This is a genomic window from Novosphingobium sp. KCTC 2891 (assembly GCF_025938155.1).
Lineage (GTDB): Bacteria > Pseudomonadota > Alphaproteobacteria > Sphingomonadales > Sphingomonadaceae > Novosphingobium.
In genome coordinates this window covers 438,792-460,697 of record NZ_JAPCZG010000003.1, presented here as the reverse complement: position 1 = coordinate 460,697, position 21,906 = coordinate 438,792, and the positions used below count along the sequence as shown (strand labels likewise).

The 21,906-nt window shown below is 62.7% G+C and carries 21 protein-coding genes; 5 read left to right on the top strand and 16 right to left on the bottom strand.

Annotation, left to right across the window (positions count from 1 at the left end):
- Window positions 1-89: 89 nt before the first annotated feature.
- Together OLX02_RS08570 and OLX02_RS08565 are read left to right on the top strand one after the other, a co-directional pair.
- Window positions 90-395: a conjugal transfer protein TraD gene (locus OLX02_RS08570; protein ID WP_264421942.1), complete on the top strand. Its 306-nt coding sequence runs from the start codon at window positions 90-92 to the stop codon at window positions 393-395.
- 22 nt (window positions 396-417) lie between these two features.
- Complete coding sequence (locus OLX02_RS08565; RefSeq protein ID WP_242770442.1) at window positions 418-642, top strand: conjugal transfer protein TraD; 225 nt, start codon at window positions 418-420, stop codon at window positions 640-642.
- Window positions 643-649: 7 nt separating this feature from the next.
- Here the strand turns inward: OLX02_RS08565 and OLX02_RS08560 are convergent, their stop codons facing one another.
- The 6 genes from OLX02_RS08560 to OLX02_RS08535 all read right to left on the bottom strand — a co-directional run bounded on the left by OLX02_RS08560 (window position 650) and on the right by OLX02_RS08535 (window position 9,722).
- Window positions 650-3,787 (bottom strand): type I restriction endonuclease subunit R, encoded by a 3,138-nt coding sequence (locus OLX02_RS08560; RefSeq protein ID WP_264421939.1) that lies wholly within the window; start codon window positions 3,785-3,787, stop codon window positions 650-652.
- A 111-nt stretch (window positions 3,788-3,898) separates the two neighbouring features.
- Complete coding sequence (locus tag OLX02_RS08555) at window positions 3,899-4,660, bottom strand: DUF3800 domain-containing protein (RefSeq protein WP_264421938.1); 762 nt, start codon at window positions 4,658-4,660, stop codon at window positions 3,899-3,901.
- Window positions 4,657-5,607, bottom strand: coding sequence for a pentapeptide repeat-containing protein (locus OLX02_RS08550; protein ID WP_264421937.1), 951 nt, complete (start codon window positions 5,605-5,607; stop codon window positions 4,657-4,659). Before OLX02_RS08550 ends, OLX02_RS08555 begins: the two co-directional genes overlap by 4 nt.
- Window positions 5,597-6,787: an FRG domain-containing protein gene (locus OLX02_RS08545; protein ID WP_264421936.1), complete on the bottom strand. Its 1,191-nt coding sequence runs from the start codon at window positions 6,785-6,787 to the stop codon at window positions 5,597-5,599. Before OLX02_RS08545 ends, OLX02_RS08550 begins: the two co-directional genes overlap by 11 nt.
- The gene (locus OLX02_RS08540) at window positions 6,787-7,998 is read right to left on the bottom strand and encodes a restriction endonuclease subunit S (protein WP_264422079.1); all 1,212 of its coding nucleotides are present in this window, start codon (window positions 7,996-7,998) and stop codon (window positions 6,787-6,789) included. The genes OLX02_RS08545 and OLX02_RS08540 overlap by 1 nt, the downstream gene beginning before the upstream one ends.
- A gap of 137 nt (window positions 7,999-8,135) precedes the next feature.
- Entirely contained in the window at window positions 8,136-9,722 is a 1,587-nt protein-coding gene (locus OLX02_RS08535) for a type I restriction-modification system subunit M (protein WP_264421934.1), read from the bottom strand.
- Between the two features lie 460 nt (window positions 9,723-10,182).
- On the opposite strand from OLX02_RS08535, the gene OLX02_RS08530 reads away from it, so the two are divergent.
- Window positions 10,183-10,389: a helix-turn-helix transcriptional regulator gene (locus OLX02_RS08530; RefSeq protein WP_264421932.1), complete on the top strand. Its 207-nt coding sequence runs from the start codon at window positions 10,183-10,185 to the stop codon at window positions 10,387-10,389.
- Window positions 10,386-10,580, top strand: a complete 195-nt coding sequence (locus OLX02_RS08525; protein WP_264421931.1) for a helix-turn-helix domain-containing protein — start codon at window positions 10,386-10,388, stop codon at window positions 10,578-10,580. The genes OLX02_RS08530 and OLX02_RS08525 overlap by 4 nt, the downstream gene beginning before the upstream one ends.
- Here OLX02_RS08525 and OLX02_RS08520 read toward each other — a convergent pair.
- The 6 genes from OLX02_RS08520 to OLX02_RS08495 all read right to left on the bottom strand — a co-directional run bounded on the left by OLX02_RS08520 (window position 10,555) and on the right by OLX02_RS08495 (window position 16,307).
- Window positions 10,555-11,751, bottom strand: coding sequence for a tyrosine-type recombinase/integrase (locus OLX02_RS08520; protein WP_264421930.1), 1,197 nt, complete (start codon window positions 11,749-11,751; stop codon window positions 10,555-10,557). The genes OLX02_RS08525 and OLX02_RS08520 overlap by 26 nt on opposite strands.
- A gap of 437 nt (window positions 11,752-12,188) precedes the next feature.
- Window positions 12,189-12,863 carry a phosphoribosyltransferase gene (locus OLX02_RS08515; protein WP_264421928.1) on the bottom strand — a complete coding sequence of 225 codons (675 nt, stop codon included), beginning with the start codon at window positions 12,861-12,863 and terminating at the stop codon, window positions 12,189-12,191.
- Complete coding sequence (locus tag OLX02_RS08510) at window positions 12,860-13,534, bottom strand: dienelactone hydrolase family protein (RefSeq protein WP_264421926.1); 675 nt, start codon at window positions 13,532-13,534, stop codon at window positions 12,860-12,862. The genes OLX02_RS08515 and OLX02_RS08510 overlap by 4 nt, the downstream gene beginning before the upstream one ends.
- Window positions 13,516-14,838, bottom strand: a complete 1,323-nt coding sequence (locus OLX02_RS08505) for an erythromycin esterase family protein (RefSeq protein WP_264421924.1) — start codon at window positions 14,836-14,838, stop codon at window positions 13,516-13,518. Before OLX02_RS08505 ends, OLX02_RS08510 begins: the two co-directional genes overlap by 19 nt.
- A 369-nt stretch (window positions 14,839-15,207) precedes the next feature.
- The gene (locus OLX02_RS08500) at window positions 15,208-15,777 is read right to left on the bottom strand and encodes a 2'-5' RNA ligase family protein (RefSeq protein WP_264421923.1); all 570 of its coding nucleotides are present in this window, start codon (window positions 15,775-15,777) and stop codon (window positions 15,208-15,210) included.
- The gene (locus OLX02_RS08495) at window positions 15,777-16,307 is read right to left on the bottom strand and encodes a peroxiredoxin (RefSeq protein WP_264421922.1); all 531 of its coding nucleotides are present in this window, start codon (window positions 16,305-16,307) and stop codon (window positions 15,777-15,779) included. Before OLX02_RS08495 ends, OLX02_RS08500 begins: the two co-directional genes overlap by 1 nt.
- A gap of 188 nt (window positions 16,308-16,495) precedes the next feature.
- Here OLX02_RS08495 and OLX02_RS08490 point away from each other — a divergent pair, with 188 nt between their 5' ends.
- Complete coding sequence (locus OLX02_RS08490) at window positions 16,496-17,215, top strand: hypothetical protein (RefSeq protein ID WP_264421921.1); 720 nt, start codon at window positions 16,496-16,498, stop codon at window positions 17,213-17,215.
- A 45-nt stretch (window positions 17,216-17,260) separates the two neighbouring features.
- Here OLX02_RS08490 and mltG read toward each other — a convergent pair whose 3' ends face one another.
- The 4 genes from mltG to aspS all read right to left on the bottom strand — a co-directional run bounded on the left by mltG (window position 17,261) and on the right by aspS (window position 21,829).
- Window positions 17,261-18,241: an endolytic transglycosylase MltG gene (mltG, locus tag OLX02_RS08485; protein WP_264421920.1), complete on the bottom strand. Its 981-nt coding sequence runs from the start codon at window positions 18,239-18,241 to the stop codon at window positions 17,261-17,263.
- A gap of 34 nt (window positions 18,242-18,275) precedes the next feature.
- Window positions 18,276-19,532, bottom strand: a complete 1,257-nt coding sequence (fabF, locus tag OLX02_RS08480; protein ID WP_264421918.1) for a beta-ketoacyl-ACP synthase II — start codon at window positions 19,530-19,532, stop codon at window positions 18,276-18,278.
- A gap of 170 nt (window positions 19,533-19,702) precedes the next feature.
- Window positions 19,703-19,939, bottom strand: a complete 237-nt coding sequence (locus OLX02_RS08475; protein WP_169492034.1) for an acyl carrier protein — start codon at window positions 19,937-19,939, stop codon at window positions 19,703-19,705.
- Window positions 19,940-20,047: 108 nt separating this feature from the next.
- Window positions 20,048-21,829 carry an aspartate--tRNA ligase gene (gene aspS, locus OLX02_RS08470; RefSeq protein ID WP_264421916.1) on the bottom strand — a complete coding sequence of 594 codons (1,782 nt, stop codon included), beginning with the start codon at window positions 21,827-21,829 and terminating at the stop codon, window positions 20,048-20,050.
- Window positions 21,830-21,906: the final 77 nt, after the last annotated feature.

Sequence of the window (21,906 nt, the reverse complement as noted above, 5' to 3'; positions counted from 1 at the left end):
ATGCAGTATCAGGCCGTCTCGACGACTCTACAGCATTGGGAGAGCATCGATATTATCATCAGCGCATCGCCCCTCAATGGAGAACTTCGATGCGCAAACCCCGTGACATTGATTCGGAACTGAAGGCGCTCGCCGACAAGGCGAGGCAACTGAAGGAACGCCGCGTCCAGCAGCTTGGCGAACTGGTGATCGCCACCGGGGCCGATGCAACCGATGCGGAAACGCTGGCGGGTGCGCTGCTGGTCATTGCCGAAACCAGCGAAGCCCAGAGGAAGGAGGCATGGCGCAAGCGCGGCGCTGCCTTCTTTCAGAGCAAGGCGCGCAAGCGTGGCGGCGGACCTCAAGGCCAGCCGAATGGCTCTCTCCCGCTTGACGGCGGCGCGGCATCGGCTTGAGGCACGAAAGGCGCGAACCGACATGCGCGAATGGCAGGTCCAGCGACGCGAGCGCACCCGGCAACTGATTGAACTCGGCGGCCTGGTCGTGAAGGCCGGATTGGTCGAACTGGCCGATGATGATCGCGCCACGCTTTACGGCGCGTTCCTCACCGTCGCGGCCAAGCTGCGCGGCGAGGAGCGGGAACAGGCACTGCTGCTGTGGAAACGCAAGGGCAAGCGGGCATTCGAGATGGAAAGCGACTGAGTGAGGTTCAGTTCCCGATTTCCCGCAGCAGGATTTCCGCCTGCGCCAGAACGGTCTGAACCGCCTCGTCAGCCAGGTCTGGCGGATAGCCGTATTTTTTGAGGATGCGCTTCACCAAAACGCGCATGCGGGCACGGGCGCTTTCCCGCTGATGCCAATCGACGGTCACGTTGCTGCGCAACTGCTCCAGCAGCTCATGGGCAATGACGCGCAGCTTCTCGTTGCCCATGGCTTCAACCGCGCTCTCGTTTTCCGCGAGGGCCATGTAGAACGCGACTTCTTCCTGACTGAGGCCCATATCCTCGCCACGTGCGCGGGCGGCTTTCATGTCCTTGGCGAGTTCGATCAGCTCCTGGATCATCTCCACCGCAGAAATGGCCCCGGCGTGATAGCGGGCGACGGCTTCCTCCAGCCGGTTCGAGAATGCCTTGCTCTCGACCAGATTAGTCCTGGAACGGCTGACGATTTCACCGTTGAGAAGCTTCTTCAGGGCTTCCAGCGCGAGGTTCTTTTTCTCCATCTTGCCGACTTCCATGAGGAATTCGTCGGACAGGATGGAGATGTCCGGGGATTGAAGCCCGGCCACTTTCAGGATGTCGATGATCTCGGATGATGCAACGGCCCGGTCCACGAGCTGCTGCACGGCAAAGGCGCGGTCCTTCTCGCTGATCTTGCCGGTTGCAGTGGTCTTGGCGAGTGCCGCCCGGATGGCCTGGAAGAACCCGACTTCGTCCCTAATGGCGCGGGCTTCGTCGCTGGCTGAAGCCAAGGCATAGGCCTTCGACAATTCCAGAACCATATCGAGGAACCGACGATGAGCGCGCTTCTTGTCCTCGTCGGTCTTCTGCCGTGCGGCCTGCGATTCCTGCCACTTCAGTACCCAATCGATGGCACCGCCAAGGCAGATAAGGCGTTCGCGCGGCTGCCCTATGATGCCGGGGCGATAGTCGAAACCATGGAACAGATCGCGGATGCTTTCGTACCGTTCCATCATCGCCGCGACGGCGGCGGACTCGTCGATGCCAGTCTTGTCGCGGTCGGAATCGGTGTACTGGCTGAGCGCGTTGCGCAGGTTCTGTGCGACGCCGATGTAATCGACCACCAGCCCGCCGGGCTTGTCCTTGAACACGCGGTTCACGCGGGCGATTGCCTGCATCAGTCCGTGCCCGCGCATCGGCTTGTCGATGTACATGGTGTTCATGCACGGCGCGTCAAAGCCGGTCAGCCACATGTCGCAGACGATCACCAGGCGAAGCGGATCATCGGGATTGCGGGCACGCTTGGCGAGGTCATCGCGGCGCTTCTTCGATCCGATATGCGGCTGCCAGTCGAGCGGGTCGGATGCCGATCCGGTCATCACGATCTTGACCGCGCCCTCGGCATCATCGGTCGAATGCCACTCGGGCCGCAAGGCGACGATCCGCTCGTAGAGAGCAACGCAGATGCGGCGGCTCATGCAAACGGCCATCGCCTTGCCGTTCATCGCCTCGATGCGCGCCTCCAGGTGCGCAACCATGTCCTCCGCTACCTGCGCCAGCCGCTTTTCCGAACCGACCAGCGCCTCAACGGCGGACCATTTCGCCTTCAGCTTTTCCGCTTCGGTCAGCGATTGATCTTCGACCAGCGCCTCGATCTCGCTGTCGATCAGCGGCTTTTCATCGTCGTTCAGCTCGATCCTGGCGAGACGGCTTTCGTAGAAGATCGGCACCGTGGCCCCGTCTTCCACGGCGCGGCTGATGTCGTAGATGTCGATATATTCGCCGAAAATCGCGGGTGTGTTGATGTCGGCGGCTTCAATCGGCGTGCCGGTAAAGCCGATGAACGACGCGTTCGGCATGGCCTGCCGGATATAGTGGGCATAGCCATAGCGCCTGAGGCCGGTTTCCCGGTTCAGCTTTGACTCGAATCCATACTGGCTGCGGTGCGCTTCGTCGGCGATGACGATGATGTTGCGCCGGTCGGACAGCAGCGGAAAACTCTCTTCGCCCTTCTCTGGCGAGAACTTCTGCACGGTGGTGAACACCACGCCGCCAGCCGCCTTGTCGAGCAGCCGCTTGAGGTCTGCGCGGCTGTCTGCCTGTTCCGGGTTCTGGCGGATCAGGTCGCGGCACAGGCCAAAGGTGCCGTAAAGCTGATCGTCCAGGTCGTTGCGGTCGGTCAGCACGACCAGCGTCGGGTTTTCCAGCGCCTGCGATTTCACGGCTAGGCCAGCGAAGAACGCCATCAACAGGCTCTTGCCTGAACCCTGGGTGTGCCAGATGACGCCGATCTTGCGGTCGCCATCGGGCCGCGATGCTTCAACCGCCTGCCGCACGGCTTTCTGTGCGCCATGGAACTGGTGATAGCCGGCAATGATCTTGAAGGGGCCTTCGCCCTTGTCGCCGAAAACGATGAAATCGCGGATCAGAGCGAGCAGATTGGCGCGAGTGAACACGCCGCGTAGCAGGGTCTCCAGCTCGGGCGTGCCCCGGTGGGCAAAGTCCTCGCCGTCTACCGTGCGCCAGGGCATGAACCGTTCGGCATTGGCGGTGATGGAGCCGATGCGCGCTTCCATGCCGTCCGATGTCACCAGAACGGCGTTGGTGCTGAACAGTCCGGGGATCTGGTGCTGATAGGTCTGCAACTGGTTGTAAGCGTCAGCAATCGTCGCGTTCTGCGCGGCGGCGTTCTTCAGCTCCAGCACGGCAAGCGGTAGGCCGTTGACGAACAGGACCAGGTCCGGGCGGCGATTGGCGCGGTTCTGGACTACGACAAACTGGTTGACCGCCAGCCAGTCATTGGCGTCCGGGCGGTCAAGGTCGATCAACCAGATTTTGGTGGCGGCGGTCTTTCCGTTGTCGGCGCGATATTCGACATCGACGCCCTCGGTCAGTAGCTTGTGGATGCGACGGTTCTCCTCGACCAGATCGGGCAACTCGCCGGTCAGAATCCGCCGCAGGGCTTCTGAGCGCGCGGCATCCGGCACATCCGGGTTGATCCGGGCGATGGCAGCTTCCAGCCTGCCGGTCAGGACAACATCGCCAAACGAACGGCGCTCTGGCGCGGAACCATCTGGCGCGATCACCGAGCCGTGGAGATAGCTCCAGCCCAGTTCCTGCAGCGTTTCAATGGCCGCCAGTTCGACAATATCTTCCGTGATTGTCATTCAGCCACAAGCCATTGATTTATCAGGATATATGGGTAGGCAGGAGTTCCGATTATCGGAACATTCCTTGACTTCCCCAGGGAGTTATGTATATAAAAGTTCATGGGTCAGTCACTGCGTAGCGGGGGCTGGCCCTGCTTTTTTGGGCAGGACAACCAATCCAAAACCATCTGTTCTGCCGCTCGCGCTGCGCCGCAGCTTGCTCTCTACAATCGTCCAATCCGCCTTGTCGGGCTTGCCCAGAACATGGCGACCGATGGGCGATACCACCAGATCAGCGAGTTGCAGTCCGGCGATATTCTCTTTCTTGTCACGCAGATGCAGCCCCCTCACGCGCCGTTCGATGTCAGCGGCCTGCATGAACCGAGTCCCCTGAATTTTCAGGTTCAACCATGCCAATTCAATGCCCCGGTCCAAGGTGCTGCCGCGCTTCTCGGCAACGATTATGCCGCCGCCTGCGACTGGACCAACATCAAGGCAGAAGCGCTCCACCAGGATATCCAGGCTGAGCATGTAGGGGTCAACGGCAGCCAGCCCGTATCGCTGGAGATGGACATCCTTGTGCACTACGCAGGCGACCACCTGATATTCAAGCTGCGCCATCAGCGCATTGATCTCGGCGTAAAATGCCTGCCGAAATCCCGCATCTTTCAGGCGTTCAAACCCGGCGCGGTTGCGTGCGATGTCCGCCGTGTGCAGCACGATGTCCGTGGTGCCGAACATCGCCAACTTGAACTTGTCGAGCGCTGCCGCAACTTCGATGCGCGCATAGTCCCGATCCATGATTACGCCGCCCAGCACGAACACCGGATAAAGCGGATCGATCACAGTCAAATTGTGATCACCGGACTCGTCAAGAAAAAGAACCTTCATGCCGCTGGGCCACCCGCCGCTTGTGCCAGGATCGCCGCCCTGATTTCGTCATTATCAAAGAAAGCGTCCTCCAGGCCTTTTGCGCCAGTGAAGTCAGCTTCTAATATATTATCTGCGTTACGGAAATCTGCGTTCTTAAACCAGCAATCTTTGAATGAGGTCTGTTGCAGATCGGCATTGTAAAACGGGCCATAATGCGTCTGATCCCAGCACCATTGGCCGTCCCCCATATCTTCAGCATACCCATTTTCCTCTGGGGGCGGTTCGGACCAAGTCAATTCCGCACCATTGAAAAGGGATTGGCTCAAGTCTGCTTCATTGAACGAGCAGTCCACGAATCGAGCATAATTCGAACCAGAAAGGCCAAATCCGCCAAATGGATTGTATGGCGAAAAGGTGACGTTCCGGCAGCTGACTCGGTCGAAATCAACTTTAACCAAATGCACGGTGCTATCGCCGAACCGTTCACCCCACTGGCCATTGAAGAAAGTTGATCCATCGATTTTCTCGATGCCCTGTTCGGCAAAATCGAACTTGCTCAGCCGTGCGCCAGCCATGTCCAGCGCAAAAACACCGAGGCGATTGAGGCGGCGGATAGCACCTGCAATGCGCAAATGCGCCTCTGGGTGATCCCAGCGCTTGTAGTCATCGATCACTTCACGCTGGCGGGCAATATCCTGGCGCTTGTTACGGCGGTGTTCGAACAGTGCGAACACGATCAGGATGAAGAACACATCCAGCGTCATTCCGCCCATTTCGGGCCAAAGGTTGCTGGGGTCCTGGGGGGCCAGTCGCCACCAGACATAAGTGATGGCGGCACAGACGATGAACAGGCCAATCGCTATCGGGAAATTGGTCTCGTTCCAGAAGCTCCGCCAATTCCCGGCAGCGCGCGACGTAACCAGCCGGTTCCGCCAAATCTGAAGGCGAGACGGCTTACGACGCATGCGTTGCGCGCCAATTTGCCTTGAAGAACTCGATCAAGCGCCGTGCGCCAGTTTCGGCAACGGCGCGATTAACGCTGTTGCTCATGAGGAATTTGCGGAATTCCAGCTTCAGCCGGAGTTCGGACGAGGGGCGTGTGGGCCAGTCGGTTTCCGCCGTTCGTTCATACAGCGAGATGAGCTTTGTTGCCCAACCGGCGAGCATCTCTGGCGGGTATTCGCTATCATTGCGCACCGTGTTCCGCAGCAGCTTGGCGATGGCCTCTGCGGAAACCGCCTCGACTGTCTGGGGCGTCGGATCGGGCTCTGCCAATGCCCTGTCCGCCGCATCCTCAATCGCCTTGGCTTCTGCCGCGTCGCGCCGCTCCTCTTCGATCAGACGGGCAAGCCAATCGTTGCAGTATTTCGATGCGCCGCCCGGATCGGGAAACAGGTTCGCGTGATGGATGTTCATTTTCCGAAGAGTGTTCAGGCACTCGACCCGGTTCTCGTTCGGAATATGGATTTTGCTGATGTAGCGCGCCACATCCATCGGATCGTCGGGATTGATGACCTCGTTTTCGGCCAGCTCGTTGAGGATGGCCGAAACGAGATTGTCTTTGCCGCTGGGCGTGATCGTAAACAGCCCGGCCTGATTGACCAAGCGGGCATTCTCGTGGTGCGTGGGTTCGAAGATGATCTCCGACAGGCTCTCGTCGGCGCGGATCGCGGTCATGTTGAGGCAGAACACGGCGCGGGACGGATTGTCCACGCCTTCGGCATCCGGCTCATCGAAGGCGAAGAACAGCGCAACGTAGGGGGACTTGGTCCAGTCAATCAGCGGGGTTCTGAGGCCGTGATGCTGCCCAAAAGCCCAGATTTCCTGCTCGTCCAGATTGCTGACATCCAGGCCGCGCCCGCGCATGGCGAGCCGGAACTGGGCGAGCAGATTGGCCTGATGATCGGCGGGCACCGCCCCGCCATCGAACAGGCGGGCCAGCGTGGAAGACAGGTGCCAGTCATGCCCGGCCTGGCCGCGATAGACGATTTCCCCTTTGGCCTTGTTGTGATCGGGCGAGCGCATCGCCTCGATGAAGGCTTCCCAGCTTTCCACCCGGCAGGCCGGGACCAGCCCGTCGATGCCCACATCGCCAATGGCATAGGTAGGGAACAGTGGGAGCGAGCGGAAATAGGGTTCGGCCATCAGGCAGCTTCAACCTTGGGCGCGACACGCACTGTGCCCGACATCAACCGGGGTAGGAGATAGTCGCGGGTTTCGGCGAGCGTGCGGTTCTCGCTGGCCCCGGCGATCAGGCGGGCGAATAGCGGCTCGGCAACATCTACAAACGCAGAAATCAGCCGCCGATCCGCTGGCAGGGGCGACGTGATCGGGCGGAAGTTCTTCTTGCTGATTTCCTGAAAGGTCGAGCCGTTTGCGTTGGCAACGATCTTGTCCATGTTGGCTTTGCACCAACAATAGAGGTAGGCGCTGCCCACTTCGGCAGTGGGGGCAAGGCCGATAAAGCCCTGATTGATGGCCACTGGCACCTGGGCAATAGCGAGATACCCAATCGGCGCGCGCGACGACAGCAGCACCGAGCCGACTGGCAACAGGCCGGACGTAATTTTGGCCAATCCCGCGTCGCTGATTTGCCGCGCCGTGTTGAATAGCGCGAGGTCGTTCATGTTCGACAGATCTTTGGGCGTTGCCCAATAGTGCTTGGCCGGTGCCCAAAGGGACTCGTCACCCGTGCTTGGCGTCGATCCGCCTTGAGCCTTCACAAGATCGCCGATTGCGGTTTCAGTCCACCCCACTGGCAAGCCATCGTCGCCAAAGGCGGCGGGGAAGAGGGCGGCGAGCTGGGCGGCGCGGGCGGGGTCTGGGGTCAGGCCGCCCATGATTGCTACCGGATCAGCCTCGCCAGCTGCCTTGCGGCGCGTGGGACCGAAATCGACAAACCAGTCGCGAAAGATCGCCTGCGCAATCCCTTCCAGCGTGTCATTCAACCGCCGGTTGAGTTCGATCTTGTCGTCAAGGGATGAGAGCAGTTGGGCAATTTCCCGTTGAACTGAAAGCGGCGGCAACGGAACGGGTGTATTTCGTAAAATTCCCAAATTCGTGTGGGGAACTCCGGTTTGAATGGCATTATTAAAAATGTAGGCCTGCTGATCCTCTGAAGAGAACAGATAGTAGTAGAAGATCGGACAGGCAATTTCCCGATTTACCGTTAACTTCATCTGGCTCTGCGAGATAATATATCTGTCATATGGGGCAGATGGAACAAGCGCGACCTGCCCAAGCGTCCCCCGCTGTGTAAAAATTAGATCATCCGGTTGTGCGATATTTGACGACAAATTCTCAGCTTTACCTGTACTCACAAAGGCGAAATCACCGCCTACCCATCGCCCTCCCATGTTTTGACCCCGAATGACCGGGACTCCCGCAGGCACGTAGTCAGCCGAAACAAGGTTCGAGCCAAAGGGGCCGCCAACAAGCGCGTTACGCGCTTGCGCGGCGATTTCGCTGACTGACACAACTGGCCAGGGAGGCATCAGACTACACGCCCCAACAACGTGCGGATTTCATTTTCGAGTTGTCGCGCGGTCACAAACTGCCCACTTAGTTCGGCTACCAATTCCTGAAGCCGCTCCGCAAAGGGCAGCCCGTCATCCTCTGCATCTTCCGCCCCGACATAACGCCCCGGCGTAAGAACATGGCCGTGCTTGCGCACTTCATCCAAAGTCGCTGAACGGCAAAAGCCCGGAATATCCTGATACTCGCCTAGTCCCGCATCGGGCTTTGCCCGCCAGCGGTGGTAGGCGCCCGTGATAGCGGCAATGTCGCTTTCGGAGAACTCACGTCGGGTCCGGTCCACCATGTGGCCAAGGTTGCGGGCATCGATGAACAGGATTTCGCCGCGCCGGTCGCGGTGACCATTCGCGCTCTTGTCTCGCGCCAGAAACCACAGGCAGGCCGGAATCTGCGTGGAATAGAAAAGCTGCCCGGGCAGTGCGACCATGCAATCCACCACGTCGCCCTCAATCATCGCCTTGCGGATTTCACCTTCGCCCGATTGCTGGGATGACATCGATCCGTTGGCCAGCACCACGCCCGCCGTGCCGCGCGGGGCCAGGTGGTGGATGATGTGCTGAAGCCAGGCAAAGTTGGCATTGCCTGCGGGCGGCGTTCCGTACTTCCAGCGGACATCGCCCTCAAGCTGGGGCTGCCACCAGTCCGAGATGTTGAAGGGCGGGTTGGCCATCGCATAGTCGAACTTCAGCGTGGGGAAGGCATCGTTCAGGAACGAGCCTTCGTTGTTCCACTTGATGTCCGCATCGATGCCGCGCACGGCCAGGTTCATCTTGCAGAGCTTCCACGTGGTGTGGTTGCGCTCCTGCCCATAGATCGCGATGTCGCTGCGGCGGCCCTGATGGTTTTCAATGAACCGTTCCGACTGCACGAACATCCCGCCAGACCCGCAGGCCGGATCATAAACCCGCCCATTGTGCGGCTCCAGCATCTCCACGATGGTCTGCACCACAGATCGCGGTGTGAAGAACTCGCCGCCGCGCCGCCCTTCCGCACCCGCAAACTGGCTGATAAAATACTCATAGGCGCGGCCCAGCAGGTCTTTCGATTTGCCGTCCGCGCTGTGCATCCCGACTTTGGAAAACAGGTCGATCAGCTCGCCCAGCATCGTCTTATCGAGCTGCGGGCGGCCATATTCCTTGGGTAAAACATCCTTGAGCACGGCGGCGTTGGCGCGCTCAATGGAGTCCATCGCATTGTCGATCAGGTTTCCGATGTCGCCCACGCGCTCCTTGCCGGTGGTCACATCGGTGAAGGTGATCTGCGGACGCTTGGCATTGGCTTGCAAATGCTCCCACCGTGCTTCCTGAGGCACCCAGAACACGTTGGAGGCGAGATATTCCTCCGGATCCTCCGGATCGGCGAACTCTTCCTGCATCAGCTTGGCGCGGTGATGTTCAAACGCTTCGGAGATATACTTGAGGAAGATCAGGCCAAGGGCAACGTGCTTGTATTCCGAAGGCTCCAGATTGCCGCGTAGCTTGTCAGCCGCCTTGAAGAGATCGGCCTCGAAGCCAAGATCGCTGCCCGTATTACTTTGCGATGCCATTGAATCATATTCCCCTTGTCCCTGACAGGTAGCGGAGGTGGCGGGCTATCGGCAACCAATGAGTGCAGGAATTCGGGTTCGCGAAGCGTGCAAATGGCAAAGCGCGGCTTCGCGCTCTCGCTCATTGGCAGACCTTGGGCAGAGGCTGCGCATTTCCGGCTGATTCGGGCGCAATCCCCGACGGTCGTGGCGCAAATCTCCGCCGCTGACGGCGATGGCTGGAGTTGCGGGCCTTCGGAGCGGGACAGATGGTCAGATTTTTGTCCCACTGAGCACGCCTAGGCTGGCGTCCGCCACCTTCTCTATCCGTCCATAGCCGTGCCTATCCTTCTTCCAGTCATTCTATCCGCATTTGCGATGACGGGCCGATGGGCTGAAAATCGCCTTGCACCAGGCATTTCGACGATGAACTCTTGCGTCAGGGGCAACCAGTAAACGCCAACGAATGGAAGCAAGTCCCATGTCCAACACCGACAAGATCATCCGCCTGAAGACCGTCCTCGCCCGAACCGGCCTGTCCCGCTCCACCATGTATCGCAAGATCGATGAGGGGACTTTTCCGCCCCAGGTGAAGATCAGCATCCATGGCGTGGGCTGGAGGGAATCCGCCATCAATCGCTGGATCGATGATCCCGTGGCATATCGAAACGACGGCGCGGCGCAGTGAAAGCGCCGCCTCCGGTCGAGCCGATCTGCGTGAAGGTCAATGACGCTGCGCGCATGATCGGCGTCGGTCGCACCAAGCTGTACGAATTGATTGCGTCGGGCGAGATCGAGGCCATCAAGCTTGGCAAGTCGACCCGCATCATGACTGCCAGTCTGCACGAACTGGTCATGCGGCAGCGCGGGCCGGAATAGGCTCGGCTGCCGCCGCATTCGCCGCCGGGGCGATAGTGCCCAGATAATCCGCCCATTGCTTCATCAGGCTCCGGCGCTTCTCGAAGAAATCGGTTCGACGGTAGGCGGCTTCGACCTTGTTAGGCAGTTTGTGGGCCAACGCCTTGTCAGCGACCTCCTTGGGAAAGTCCGTGCATTCAGCGGCCCAGTCCGTGAAGGTCGAACGAAAGCCGTGCACAGTGACGGTAGCGAAACCATCGTCGCGCAGCAGTTTGGTCATGGTCATGTCGCTGATCGGCTTCTTGCCATCATTGGAAAAGACCAGCCCAGTATCGCTGGTCCGTTCATTCCAGCGCTTGCGTAGCAGTGCAACAACCGGTGCCGAAAGCGGCACGACATGGGTTTCGCCTGCTTTCATCCGCTCGGCGGGAATGGTCCATACCGCATTTTCGAGGTCGAATTCGGACCATGCCGCAAGGCGCGTCTCGTTGGATCGTACGGCGTTGTAGATCGTGAAGCGCAGGGCGTCGCGCCCGGTTGTTGGGGAGGCGGCGGCCAGCTTCTGCATAAGCGCCGGGACATCGGAATAGGGCATAGCCTCCATGTGCCCCCGCTTGTCGTTCTGACGCGGCAGGCCTTTGCGCACCGAACGCAACGAGACCTCTTCCGGCACCCAGCCTTTCACATGCGCAAAATCGAGCACCACGCCGATGCGCTGGAGCAAGCGCCGCGCTGTTTCCGGTATCTCCAGCCATATCGGGGACAGGGCCTCGACGACGCAGGCGCTGTCCACCTTATCAACCGGCTTCTTGCCGATGCGCGGAAAGAGGTGGCGCTCGAAACCGGACAGCCAGCGGGCATGATGTCCGTCCTTCCAGCCGTCACCCAGGGTTTCATGGCAGGTGCGGGTTGCGGCTTCGAAGGTCGGAATGATCTTCCGGGCCTTGCGTCGCTCGGCAACAGGATCGAAACCGTCACGAACCCGGCGGCGCAATTCCGCCGCCGCTGTTCTGGCATCGGCCAGCGAGACATCATGCGCCGATCCAAGCCCGTAGTCGCGGCGTTGGCCTTTCAACTGCATGCGCAGCACCCAGGTGCGCGCGCCGCTGGGCTTCACGACCAGGCACAAGCCCCTCCCATCGACATGGCGACCGGGCTTCGCATTCTTCACTTTCAACACTGTCAGCGCCATCAGGTTCGAGTCCCTGTCAGGGATTCATACCGCCAAAATCAGGGGTATTTGGTCCCACAATCGTTCCCACATTTCAGCGGGAATTCAGGCGATTCAGGGCGACCGACCGCGAACACGTTACAAGATAAATCGCTGATATTACAGGGTAGTTGGAGACGCTCTGAAATTGCCTGAGACGAAAGTTATAGCGCCTCCTCCGCTACCAAAATCCCCAGCTTTGATCGTTTGAGCACACGGTTCGCGAACCGCTTCAAGCGCCTGCGCCGAATGCCTTGCGGAGCCGGGTGATGCCGCGCGGCGCCCCGGGCTGCTCGCACGAGCTCATGCGTTGGCTATGGCTCGGCGACAATCCTGGTCCTGCCATGCCCAGGCAGCCCGTTTTTCGCTGCTTGCCGATTCGCTGCACGAAGGCGGCAAGCTGTGAACCGCCGCGATCTTCAAGGGCTGCCCTGTCCGGCCCACTCGGTCGCCTTGGCCAGAAGGTCGATCACTTCCGCGTCGGTGGTCTGGGTAAAATCAGCGTAGTGCATGCCGACCGCGCGGAAAGGCTCGGGCACCATCAGGCAGATCACCTCGTCGCAAAGCGGGCGCAGGTCGGGCAGCACCTCGGCCGGCGCAAGCGGCACCGCCAGCACGACACGCGCGGCGTCCACCCGGGCCAGCGCCTTCAGCGCGGCGCGGACGGTGCCTCCGGTGGCAATCCCGTCGTCGACCACGATGACCGTCCGCCCCGCGAGCGGCTGGGGCGCTCCAGTGCGATAGATGGCGCGCCGGCGTTCTATTTCCGCCAGCTGCCGGGTCACTTCGCGGTCGATATAGGCCTGGTCCGCGCCGACAAGTCGCGCGGCGCCTTCGTCGATCACCACTTGCGGCGAAGCGCCATCGACGAGCGCGCCGATCCCGTACTCCTCATGCCCCGGGGCCCCGATTTTCCGCACCAGCAGGATATCGAGCGGTGCCACGAGCGCCCGCGCGACTTCAAAGGCGACCGGAACTCCGCCGCGCGGCAGCCCCAGCACCACCGGGTCCACCGGCGCCGCAGCCTTCACCGCTACAGCAAGCGCCCTGCCCGCCGCCCTGCGATCGGCGAACCGGCCATAGTCACCATTCATGACGGACCCTCCAGATGGGTCAGGAACCAGTCCCGCGCGAGCTTCACCACCTGGTCAAGCGTTCCCGGCTCCTCGAACAGGTGCCCGGCTCCGGGCACGATCACCAGTTCGCGCCGGCAGTGCATGGCATTGAATGCTGACTCGTTCAGGTCGATCACCTGCTCGTCACGTCCGCCGACGATCAGCAGGGTGGGCGCAGCCACCGCGCCAAGCGCCTGTTCCCCGGCCAGATCGGGCCTCCCCCCACGCGAGACCACTGCGGCGATGCGCAGATCGGATGCAGCCGCGCGCAATGCTGCGCCGCCGCCCGTGCTGGCCCCGAAATAGCAGGGCCGCAGCCCGGCGGTCTCTGGGCGATGCGCCGCCCAATCCACCGCCCGTTTCAGCCGCCGGGCCAGCAGGTCGATATCGAAGACGTTGCGCCGGTCCGCCTCTTCATCCGGCGTCAGCAGATCGAGCAGCAGCGTGGCCAGCCCTGACTTGCGCAGTTCGCCGGCCACATGATTGTTGCGCGGGCTCCATCGCCCGCTGCCGCTGCCATGGGCGAAGATGACGATGCCTTTCGCCCCTGCGGGAACGGCCAGGATGGCGGCCAGCGCCGGCGCCCCTTCCAGCCACAGTTCATGCGGCTCCGCAAAGCCCTGCCCCGCGTTCATAGTCCGAACGGCCATGTCTCGGGCACGCCATGCGGGCGTTCGGCGCCCAGTGGGGTGACCGCCCGCGTCTCTTCGAACCAGACATAGGCATCGAACTGATCCGCCAGGGACGCTTCGAAATAGTGGCTCGCGAACTCCGTCTGCGGCCGGTAGACCACGCCGATCGCCCGTTCGAGCAAGGGCCCTGCAAGAGCTTGGGCGAGTTCGGGGCGCCCGCTCCTCCGGTCGGTGAGGCTGCGTGCGAAGCCGGTCTGGCGGAATGCCCCTTCCCAGCTGTCATCACGCGCCGGCCTGACCTGCATGACCTGCATCTGGGCCCCCCAGTCGGAGGCCGCGGCCACGGTCCCCCTGTCGGTCCCGAAACCGATCAGCACCGCCTCATCCCCGTAGGCGGCACGGACGAGTTCACCGACGTTGAACTCGCCGTTCCAGCCCATCGCGGTGGCAGAGGCATTGCCGATGTGCGAATTGTGCGCCCAGACCACCGCACGCGCATCAGCCCTGTGCGCCATCAGTCGCTGCAGCGTGTCGAACATGTGCCGGTCGCGCAGGTTCCAGCTCGCGATCGATCCCCGGTACATGGCGCGGTAGTAACTTTCGGCGGCACGGACGATCCGGGCGTTCTGCTCCGCATCGAAATAGGCATCGCCATCCTCGCGGATCAGTTGCATCCGCCGCCGCAGAAGGTCGCCAAGCTGGGCAACCACCGCATCCTCGCAACCGGCCAGCTGGCCGTGTTCCACCGCACGGCCATAGTGCTGCGGCTCGTCCTGCCACGGCAGCAGACAGCCATAACGGCGGCGCGCCTCCTCCGCCGCATCCGGCGCGTGATCGCCGAGATAGGCCAGCACCGCATGGATCGATTGCCCAAGGCTGTAGACATCGAGCCCGCGCAGGCTCGCCCGCTCATCCTCCGGCAGCGCCGCGTTGTGCGCCCGTAGCCAGTCGGCAAAGCCCAGCACTTCCACGTTGCGCCACATCCAGGTGGGAAAGCGCGCAAATGCGTCACCGCGATGCGGGCGCGCGGCATTGTGGCGCACGTAATCGTCGATGCGGGCAATGTCTGGCCAATCCCCCTCGACTGCCACGATATTGAACCCGTGGCGTTCGATCAGCCGGCGGGTGATCGCGGCGCGCGCGGCATAGAATTCGTGCGTGCCATGCGTGGCTTCGCCCAGCAGGATCACGCGGGCATCGGCAAAGCGCTCGAAAAGGTCGGCGAAATCGCCCGAGTCCGGGCTGGGCAGCAGCTCCGCAGCGGTGCGCAGGTGGCGAACGCGCGCGTCGCTTTCAGCCGCAAGTCTATCCTGAACCGCCATGCTTTCTTCCGTTGATGGATCGGACGACCCAACGGGACCGACCGATGTTCACCGAAGAATTAAATTTCCACCGTTCTTGATAATTACTATCATTTTATTTTCGAGACGTGATTTCATCATCGGTCAAATCGGACGACATCCGGGAGCGATAAAGCTAATAAATCGCCCTGTTCACGCTTGAATACCATCCCGAACCATCGCAGGAAGGCAGCCGCAGACAATGGCAACCTAGGCATATCGACGGCAGAAATATGGGTTATATCCGCAGATATTTTGGATAGAGCATCGCCAGGTATTTGTTAAATAACCATTTTATGCACGACGAGATCGACTGCCACGCCGACGAAGGACGCTGCAGAATGCAGGCGTTCAGCGGGCCTTGCCGCGGAACGCCCAGCGTCCGGCCGCTTCCCACGGCCCGCCGCGATAGAAGTGCAGTTCCAGTCCGGCGAATGCAAAGTCGCGGGGGATGAACACTTCGGCCAGTTCGCGCTGGAGCGTGCGGGCCTCGGCGGTCGTCACCTTGTTCTGCACCGTCACGTGCAGGCGCGGCTTCTGCTGGTCCTGCTGGGTCAGCAAGCCGTGAAACCGCTCGGCGATCTCCGCCCGCACCACCAGCAGATCCGGGCTGGAGATGGCGAACGCGGTGCCCCGGCCAAGGTCCATCACCCGTTCCAGCCGTGCCGCAACCGGCGCGGTACGCTTGGCAAGGTCGGCCAGCACCGCCTTTGCCTCGTCCTGCGCGAACGGCGGCAGCGCGTGGAACAGCGTGACGTGCGCCGAAAGCACGTTGCGCTCGGGCGGGAAATGCGCGCGGCGCAGGGCGTCGGCCCAGGCGTGGACCGGGGGCGGCAGGGTGGCCGTCACGATCAACGGCGCGCGCGCGCCCGCCGCCGCAAGCGACTCCGCCTCGTCCGCCTCCCGGTCCACCACGCGCATCAGGCCGAACGCAGCGCCGCGAGCACCTTTTCAGGGCTGCTTTCGCCGTAAGGATCGCTGTCAGAACCCTCGTCGTTGATGCCCGGCTCCTCGAACCAGTGGGTCACGGCATTGTCCTCGATCACTGCGGCATAGCGCCAGCTGCGCATCCCGAAGCCCAGGTGGTCCTTGTCGATCAGCATCCCCATGCGCCGGCTGAAATGGCCCGAGCCGTCGGGCAGGAGCTTCACCTTGTCGAGGCCGAGGTGCTTGCCCCACTGGTACATGACGAAGGCATCGTTGACGGACAGGCAATAGACCTCGTCCGCGCCCGCCGCGCGCAAGTCGTCATAAAGCCGTTCGTAGGCCGGGCACTGCTCGTTGCTGCACGTGGGCGTGAAGGCGCCGGGCAGCGAGAACAGCACGATGCGCTTGCCGGCAAAGGCCTCGCGCACTTTCAGGTCCTGCCAGCGGAACGGATTGGCCCCGCCGATGCTCTCGTCGCGCACGCGGGTCTTCAGGGTGACGTCGGGAATCTGCTTGTCGATCATGGGCGCTTCCTTTCGAGTCGGGCCGGTTTCCCCGCACAACGCCGCCGGCGCGCATTCGCTCCGGCGCGGCATGATTACCGAAAATCGCGCCGCTTGTCGTGGTTCTGACGGAGGCCCAGCTTGGCGATTGCGCAGCCTCCCGCGGCCTACCCCCGCAACATCGACAGCTCCCGAACGGACCCCTGGCCATGCCGCGCAGCACCGCGCTTTCATCGTTCACGACCTCCTGCGCCGCCGCGCTCGCCGCGCTGCTGCCGCTTGCCGCCAAGGCACAGGACAGCGCAGCGGGCATCACGAGCGCGTGGGACTATGTGCCCGCCGCGCCCTCCGCACAGACCGGCCCATGGGCCGTGGGTGCGCCGCGCGTCTCCGTGCCAGCTGGTTTCCTGACCGCCGTGCTCACCCGTCCGTTCGCCGCCGCGCTGAAGCCGTCGCCGATCCCGGACTTCGGTACCGGCCGGGTCGCTCCCTCGCAGGCGAGCACCGCCAGCACAGTATCGATCACCGACAACGGCCTGTCCGGTTCCTTGCCGGCACCAGCCGCATGGTCGCCGTCCAGCGACATCGCCGGCGGAGGCACGCCCGCACCCGAATCGACCAGTGGAGATAACGGCTTTTTCGGCAACACCGTGCTAGCGGTGGAGGTGAACGCCGCACAGGCTCGCCGCTATCTCGCCGCGATCACCCCGGTCCTGCACACGCCCTATGGCATCATGACGCCGGCCATCGCCGAGGAAATGCTGGCCCGCGCCGACCGGCTACCGGGCGAATCGCCCCGAGGCATGTCGCTGGCGGCCGTGCTGGGGCACAATCACCTGCCAGATGCAGTGGAAGTGGCGCCCGGCCGGTGGGTGTCCGACGGCACCGCCGTGCGCGGCCGTCCCAGAAATCAGGCCAAGACGTTCTGAAGCGGGCAAGCGGAAGGCGGAAAGCGGAAAGCGGAAAGCCTCCGTTTACAGGTCGCCCCGCGCGCGCCGCAACGCAAACCACTTGGCCACGTTGGCGTTGTGCTGCTCCAGCGTATCGGCAAACACGTGCCCGCCCGTGCCATCCGCGACCATGTAGAGCGCGTTGGTCTGCGCCGGATTCAGCACCGCCTCGATCGAATCGCGACCGGGATTGGTGATCGGCCCCTTGGGCAGCCCGGTCATGCTGTAGGTGTTGTAGTCGTTGACCGCCTGGATTTCCGACTGCCGGATGCGGCGACCCAGCGGCTTGCCCCTGGTGATCGGGTAGATGATCGTCGGATCGGCCTGAAGCAGCATCCCCTGACGCAGCCGGTTGGAATAGAGCCCCGCCACCATCTTGCGTTCGGAGGGCTTGCCCGTTTCCTTCTCGACGATCGAGGCGAGGATCAGCGCTTCCTGCGGCGTCTTGGCGACGGTGTCCTTGCTGCGCTTGGCCCACAGTTCGGCCAGCGTGCGGTCCATCGCCTTCTGCATCCGCGCCAGAACCGATGCGCGGCTTTCCCCGCGCTGGAAATCGTAGCTGTCGGGCAGCACGGTCCCTTCCACCGGCACCGGCACGGTCCCGGTCAGCAGCGGCTGGGCCATCAGGCGTTCATGGACGAGGATCGAGGGCATTCCCTCGGGCACCGTCACCAGCCGGCGCGTCACGCCTTCGGCGCCCTGCAGGATACGCAGGACGTCAGAACCGCTCGCGCCCGCCGGGATGGTGAATTCGCCCGCCTTGATCGGCTCGCCGCCGCCCAGCAGCTTGGCGCGCGCGCGGAAGGTGCTGGCCGAAGCGACCACGCCTTCCTTCTCAAGCTCTGGCGCAATGCTGCCAAGCGAGGCGCCCTGCGGCACGAGGAACGACACGTCCTTCGTCAACGGGCCGGCGCCGTACCAGCCATAGAGGAAATGAACGAGCCAGCCGCCCACGACAAGCGCCGCGGCAAGGCCAAGAATCGTGAGCCTGCCGGGGCGCTTCATCGTACGCGTCCTTTTTCTCGCCCGCCTGCGGACGTCAGATGGCCTTGAGGATGACGCTGGCGTTGGTCCCGCCGAAGCCGAACGAATTGTTCAGCGCGGCGCGCACCGTGCGCTTCTTCGCCACGTGCGGCACCAGATCAACCCCTTCGGTCCCTTCGTCGGGATTGTCGAGGTTGAGCGTGGGCGGCACGATCTGGTCGCGGATCGCGAGGATGCAGAAGATCGCCTCGACCGCGCCCGCGCCGCCGAGCAGGTGCCCGATGGCCGACTTGGTGCTGCTCATCGATGCACCGCCAAGGTCGTCGCCCAGCACGCGCTTGACCGCGGCCAGTTCGATCGTGTCCGCCATGGTGGAGGTGCCGTGCGCGTTGACATAGTCAATGTCGCCCGGTTCCATGCCGGCCTTGCGCAGCGCCATCCGCATGGCGAGTTCGGCGCCCTTGCCCTCCGGATGCGGCGCAGTGACGTGATAGGCGTCGCCCGACAGGCCGTAGCCCACCACTTCGGCATAGATCTTGGCGCCGCGGGCCTTCGCGTGCTCGTACTCTTCCAGCACGACGACACCCGCGCCCTCGCCCATGACGAAGCCGTCGCGATCCTTGTCATAAGGGCGGCTGGCCTGTTCGGGGCGGTCGTTGTAGCTGCAGTTCAGCGCGCGGGCCTGCGCGAAGCCGGCCACGCCCAGCGGGTTGATCGTGCTTTCCGCACCGCCCGCCAGCATCACGTCGGCATCGCCGTCCTTGATCATGCGCGCGGCATCGCCAATCGAGTGCGCGCCGGTGGAGCAGGCAGTGACGACCGCGTGGTTCGGCCCCATCAGGCCGTACTTGATCGAGACCTGACCCGAGATCAGGTTGATCAGGCGACCGTGGACGAAGTGCGGCGAAACGCGGCCCGGTCCCTTTTCGTGCAGGACGATCGATTCGCTTTCGATGCCCGGCAACCCGCCGATGCCCGAGCCGATCGAGCAGCCGGTGCGCATCTTCAGGTCATCGTCCATATCGGCAAGACCGGCGTCCTCGATAGCCTGCCCTGCGGCGTCGATGCCGAAGACGATGAAAGGATCGACCTGGCGCTGGATCTTGTGGTCCACGCGCTTGCCGGCATCGAAGCCGTATTCATGGTCGGCCGGCTTCACCTCGCAGGCGATGCGGCATTTCTGGTCGCTGGCGTCGAACTTGGTGATCGGCCCGGCGCCGCTCTTGCCGGCGATCAGGTTGCTCCACACGGTTTCGACGTCCGCGCCCAGCGGGGTGACGAGACCAAGTCCGGTTACGACGACACGACGCATCTAATTCTCCGGGTAATAAGCAAACAGGCCCAGCCCCCGTGCGAAGGGCTGAGCCTGCCAAAGTCCTCCCCTGCCGGACCACGCGGGCGGCGGCTCCTTGGGCTGGCTGGCAAGCCGGCCGCTCAGGACAGGCTTCTGGCAAGCTCAGGGCTTAGGGGAATGGGGGGCGATCAGCCCTTGTTTTCGTCAATGTACTTGATGGCGTCCGAAACGGTCGCGATCTTCTCGGCCGCATCGTCCGGAATCTCGACACCGAACTCTTCTTCGAAAGCCATCACCAGCTCGACGATGTCGAGCGAGTCGGCGCCCAGGTCGTCGATGAAGCTGGCGTCTTCGGTGACCTTCTCGGCCTCGACGCCCAGATGCTCGACGACGATCTTCTTAACGCGGTCGGCGGTATCGCTCATTAGTATGCCCCTTTGAGGAACTGTGTTGGTATCTCTGTCAGGCATTCGCCCTAATGGCCGGATGGCACGCTGGCAAGTGGGAGGCTGCGGCTCCCCACAAGCCGCGTCTCACCCCTTGGCCGGCTCGACCACGCGAACATGGAGTTCGCGCAGCTGCTTGAGCGCCGCCGGCGAAGGCGCGCCCATCAACAGGTCTTCGGCGCGCTGGTTCATCGGGAACAGCGAAATCTCGCGCAGGTTCTGCACGCCGCACAGCAGCATCACCACCCGGTCGACGCCCGCGGCCATCCCGCCGTGCGGCGGCGCACCGTACTGGAACGCGCGGTAAAGGCCGCCGAAACGCTCTTCCACGTCCTCCTTGGACAGGCCGACCATCTCGAACGCCTTGACCATCAGGTCGGGCGACTGGTTACGGATCGAGCCGCTGGCGATTTCATAGCCGTTGCAGACGAGGTCGTACTGGAACGCCTTGATCGTCAGCGGGTCCTGCCCGTTCAGCGCGTCCATCCCGCCTTGCGGCATCGAGAACGGGTTGTGCGCGAACTCGACCTTCTTGTTGTCCTCATCCCATTCATAGAACGGGAAATCGACGATCCAGCACAGCTCGAAGCGGTCCTTGTCGATCAGGCCGAGCTGCTCGGCAACGCGGGTGCGCGCCGCGCCGGCCAGCTTCGACGCCTGTTCTTCCTTGCCCGCGGCAAAAAACAGACCGTCATCGGGGCCAAGGCCGAGCTGGGCATAGAGCTTCTCCATGCCCTCGGCGCCGTGATTCTTGGCGATCGGCCCGCCGAACTCGCCGCCCTTGCGGGTGACATAGCCAAGACCGGCATGACCCTCCGCGCGCGCCCAGTCGTTCATCTCGTCGAAGAACTTGCGGCTCTTCTCGGCGGTGCCTGGCGCGGGAATCGCGCGGACCTTTCCGCCGGTGCCGACGATCTTTTCGAACAGGCCGAAGCCCGACTGGACGAAGTGCTCCGAAACGTCGGAAATGATCAGCGGGTTGCGCAGGTCCGGCTTGTCCGAACCGTACTTCAGCATCGCCTCGTCATAGGGGATGCGCGGGAAGCTGCCCGTCGGGGTCACGTGGCGCCCTTCGGCGAAGCTCTCGAACACGCCGCCGATCACCGGCTCCATCGTTTCCCAGATCTCTTCCTGGGTAACGAAGCTCATCTCCAGGTCGAGCTGGTAGAATTCGCCCGGCAGGCGGTCGGCGCGCGGATCTTCGTCGCGGAAGCACGGCGCGATCTGGAAATAGCGGTCGAAGCCCGCCACCATCAGCAGCTGCTTGTACTGCTGCGGCGCCTGCGGCAGCGCATAGAACTTGCCCGGATGAATGCGGCTGGGCACCAGGAAGTCGCGCGCGCCCTCAGGGCTGGATGCCGTCAGGATCGGCGTGGAATATTCGGTGAAGCCCGCGCCTTCCATGCGGCGGCGCATGTCCGAGATGATCTTGGTGCGCTTCACGATGTTGCCGTGCAGCGTCTCGCGGCGCAGGTCGAGGAAGCGGAACTTGAGGCGGATGTCCTCGGGATATTCCTGCTCGCCGGCCACCGGCATCGGCAGCTCCTCGGCCGCCGAAAGCACCGTGGCGACCCGGGCGTAGACTTCGATCTCGCCGGTGGAGAGGTTGGCGTTGATCGTGCCGGCGCTGCGGGCCTTGACGTTGCCCTCGATGGTCACGACGCTTTCCACGCGCAGCGCTTCAAGGATCGGCAGCGCCGGGCTGTCGCTGTCGGCCACGATCTGGGTGATGCCGTAATGGTCGCGCAGGTCGACGAACAGCACGCCGCCGTGGTCGCGCTTGCGATGCACCCAGCCCGAAAGGCGAACGGCGGAGCCGACGTCACCATGCGAAAGCGCGCCGCAGGTGTGGGAACGATAAGGGTGCATCGAAACTCTTTCCAATCTGTCTGCAATCAGGCAGGGGACGGTGGCGGCCAAGAGGCGATGGCCGTGCCTTTGTCAAG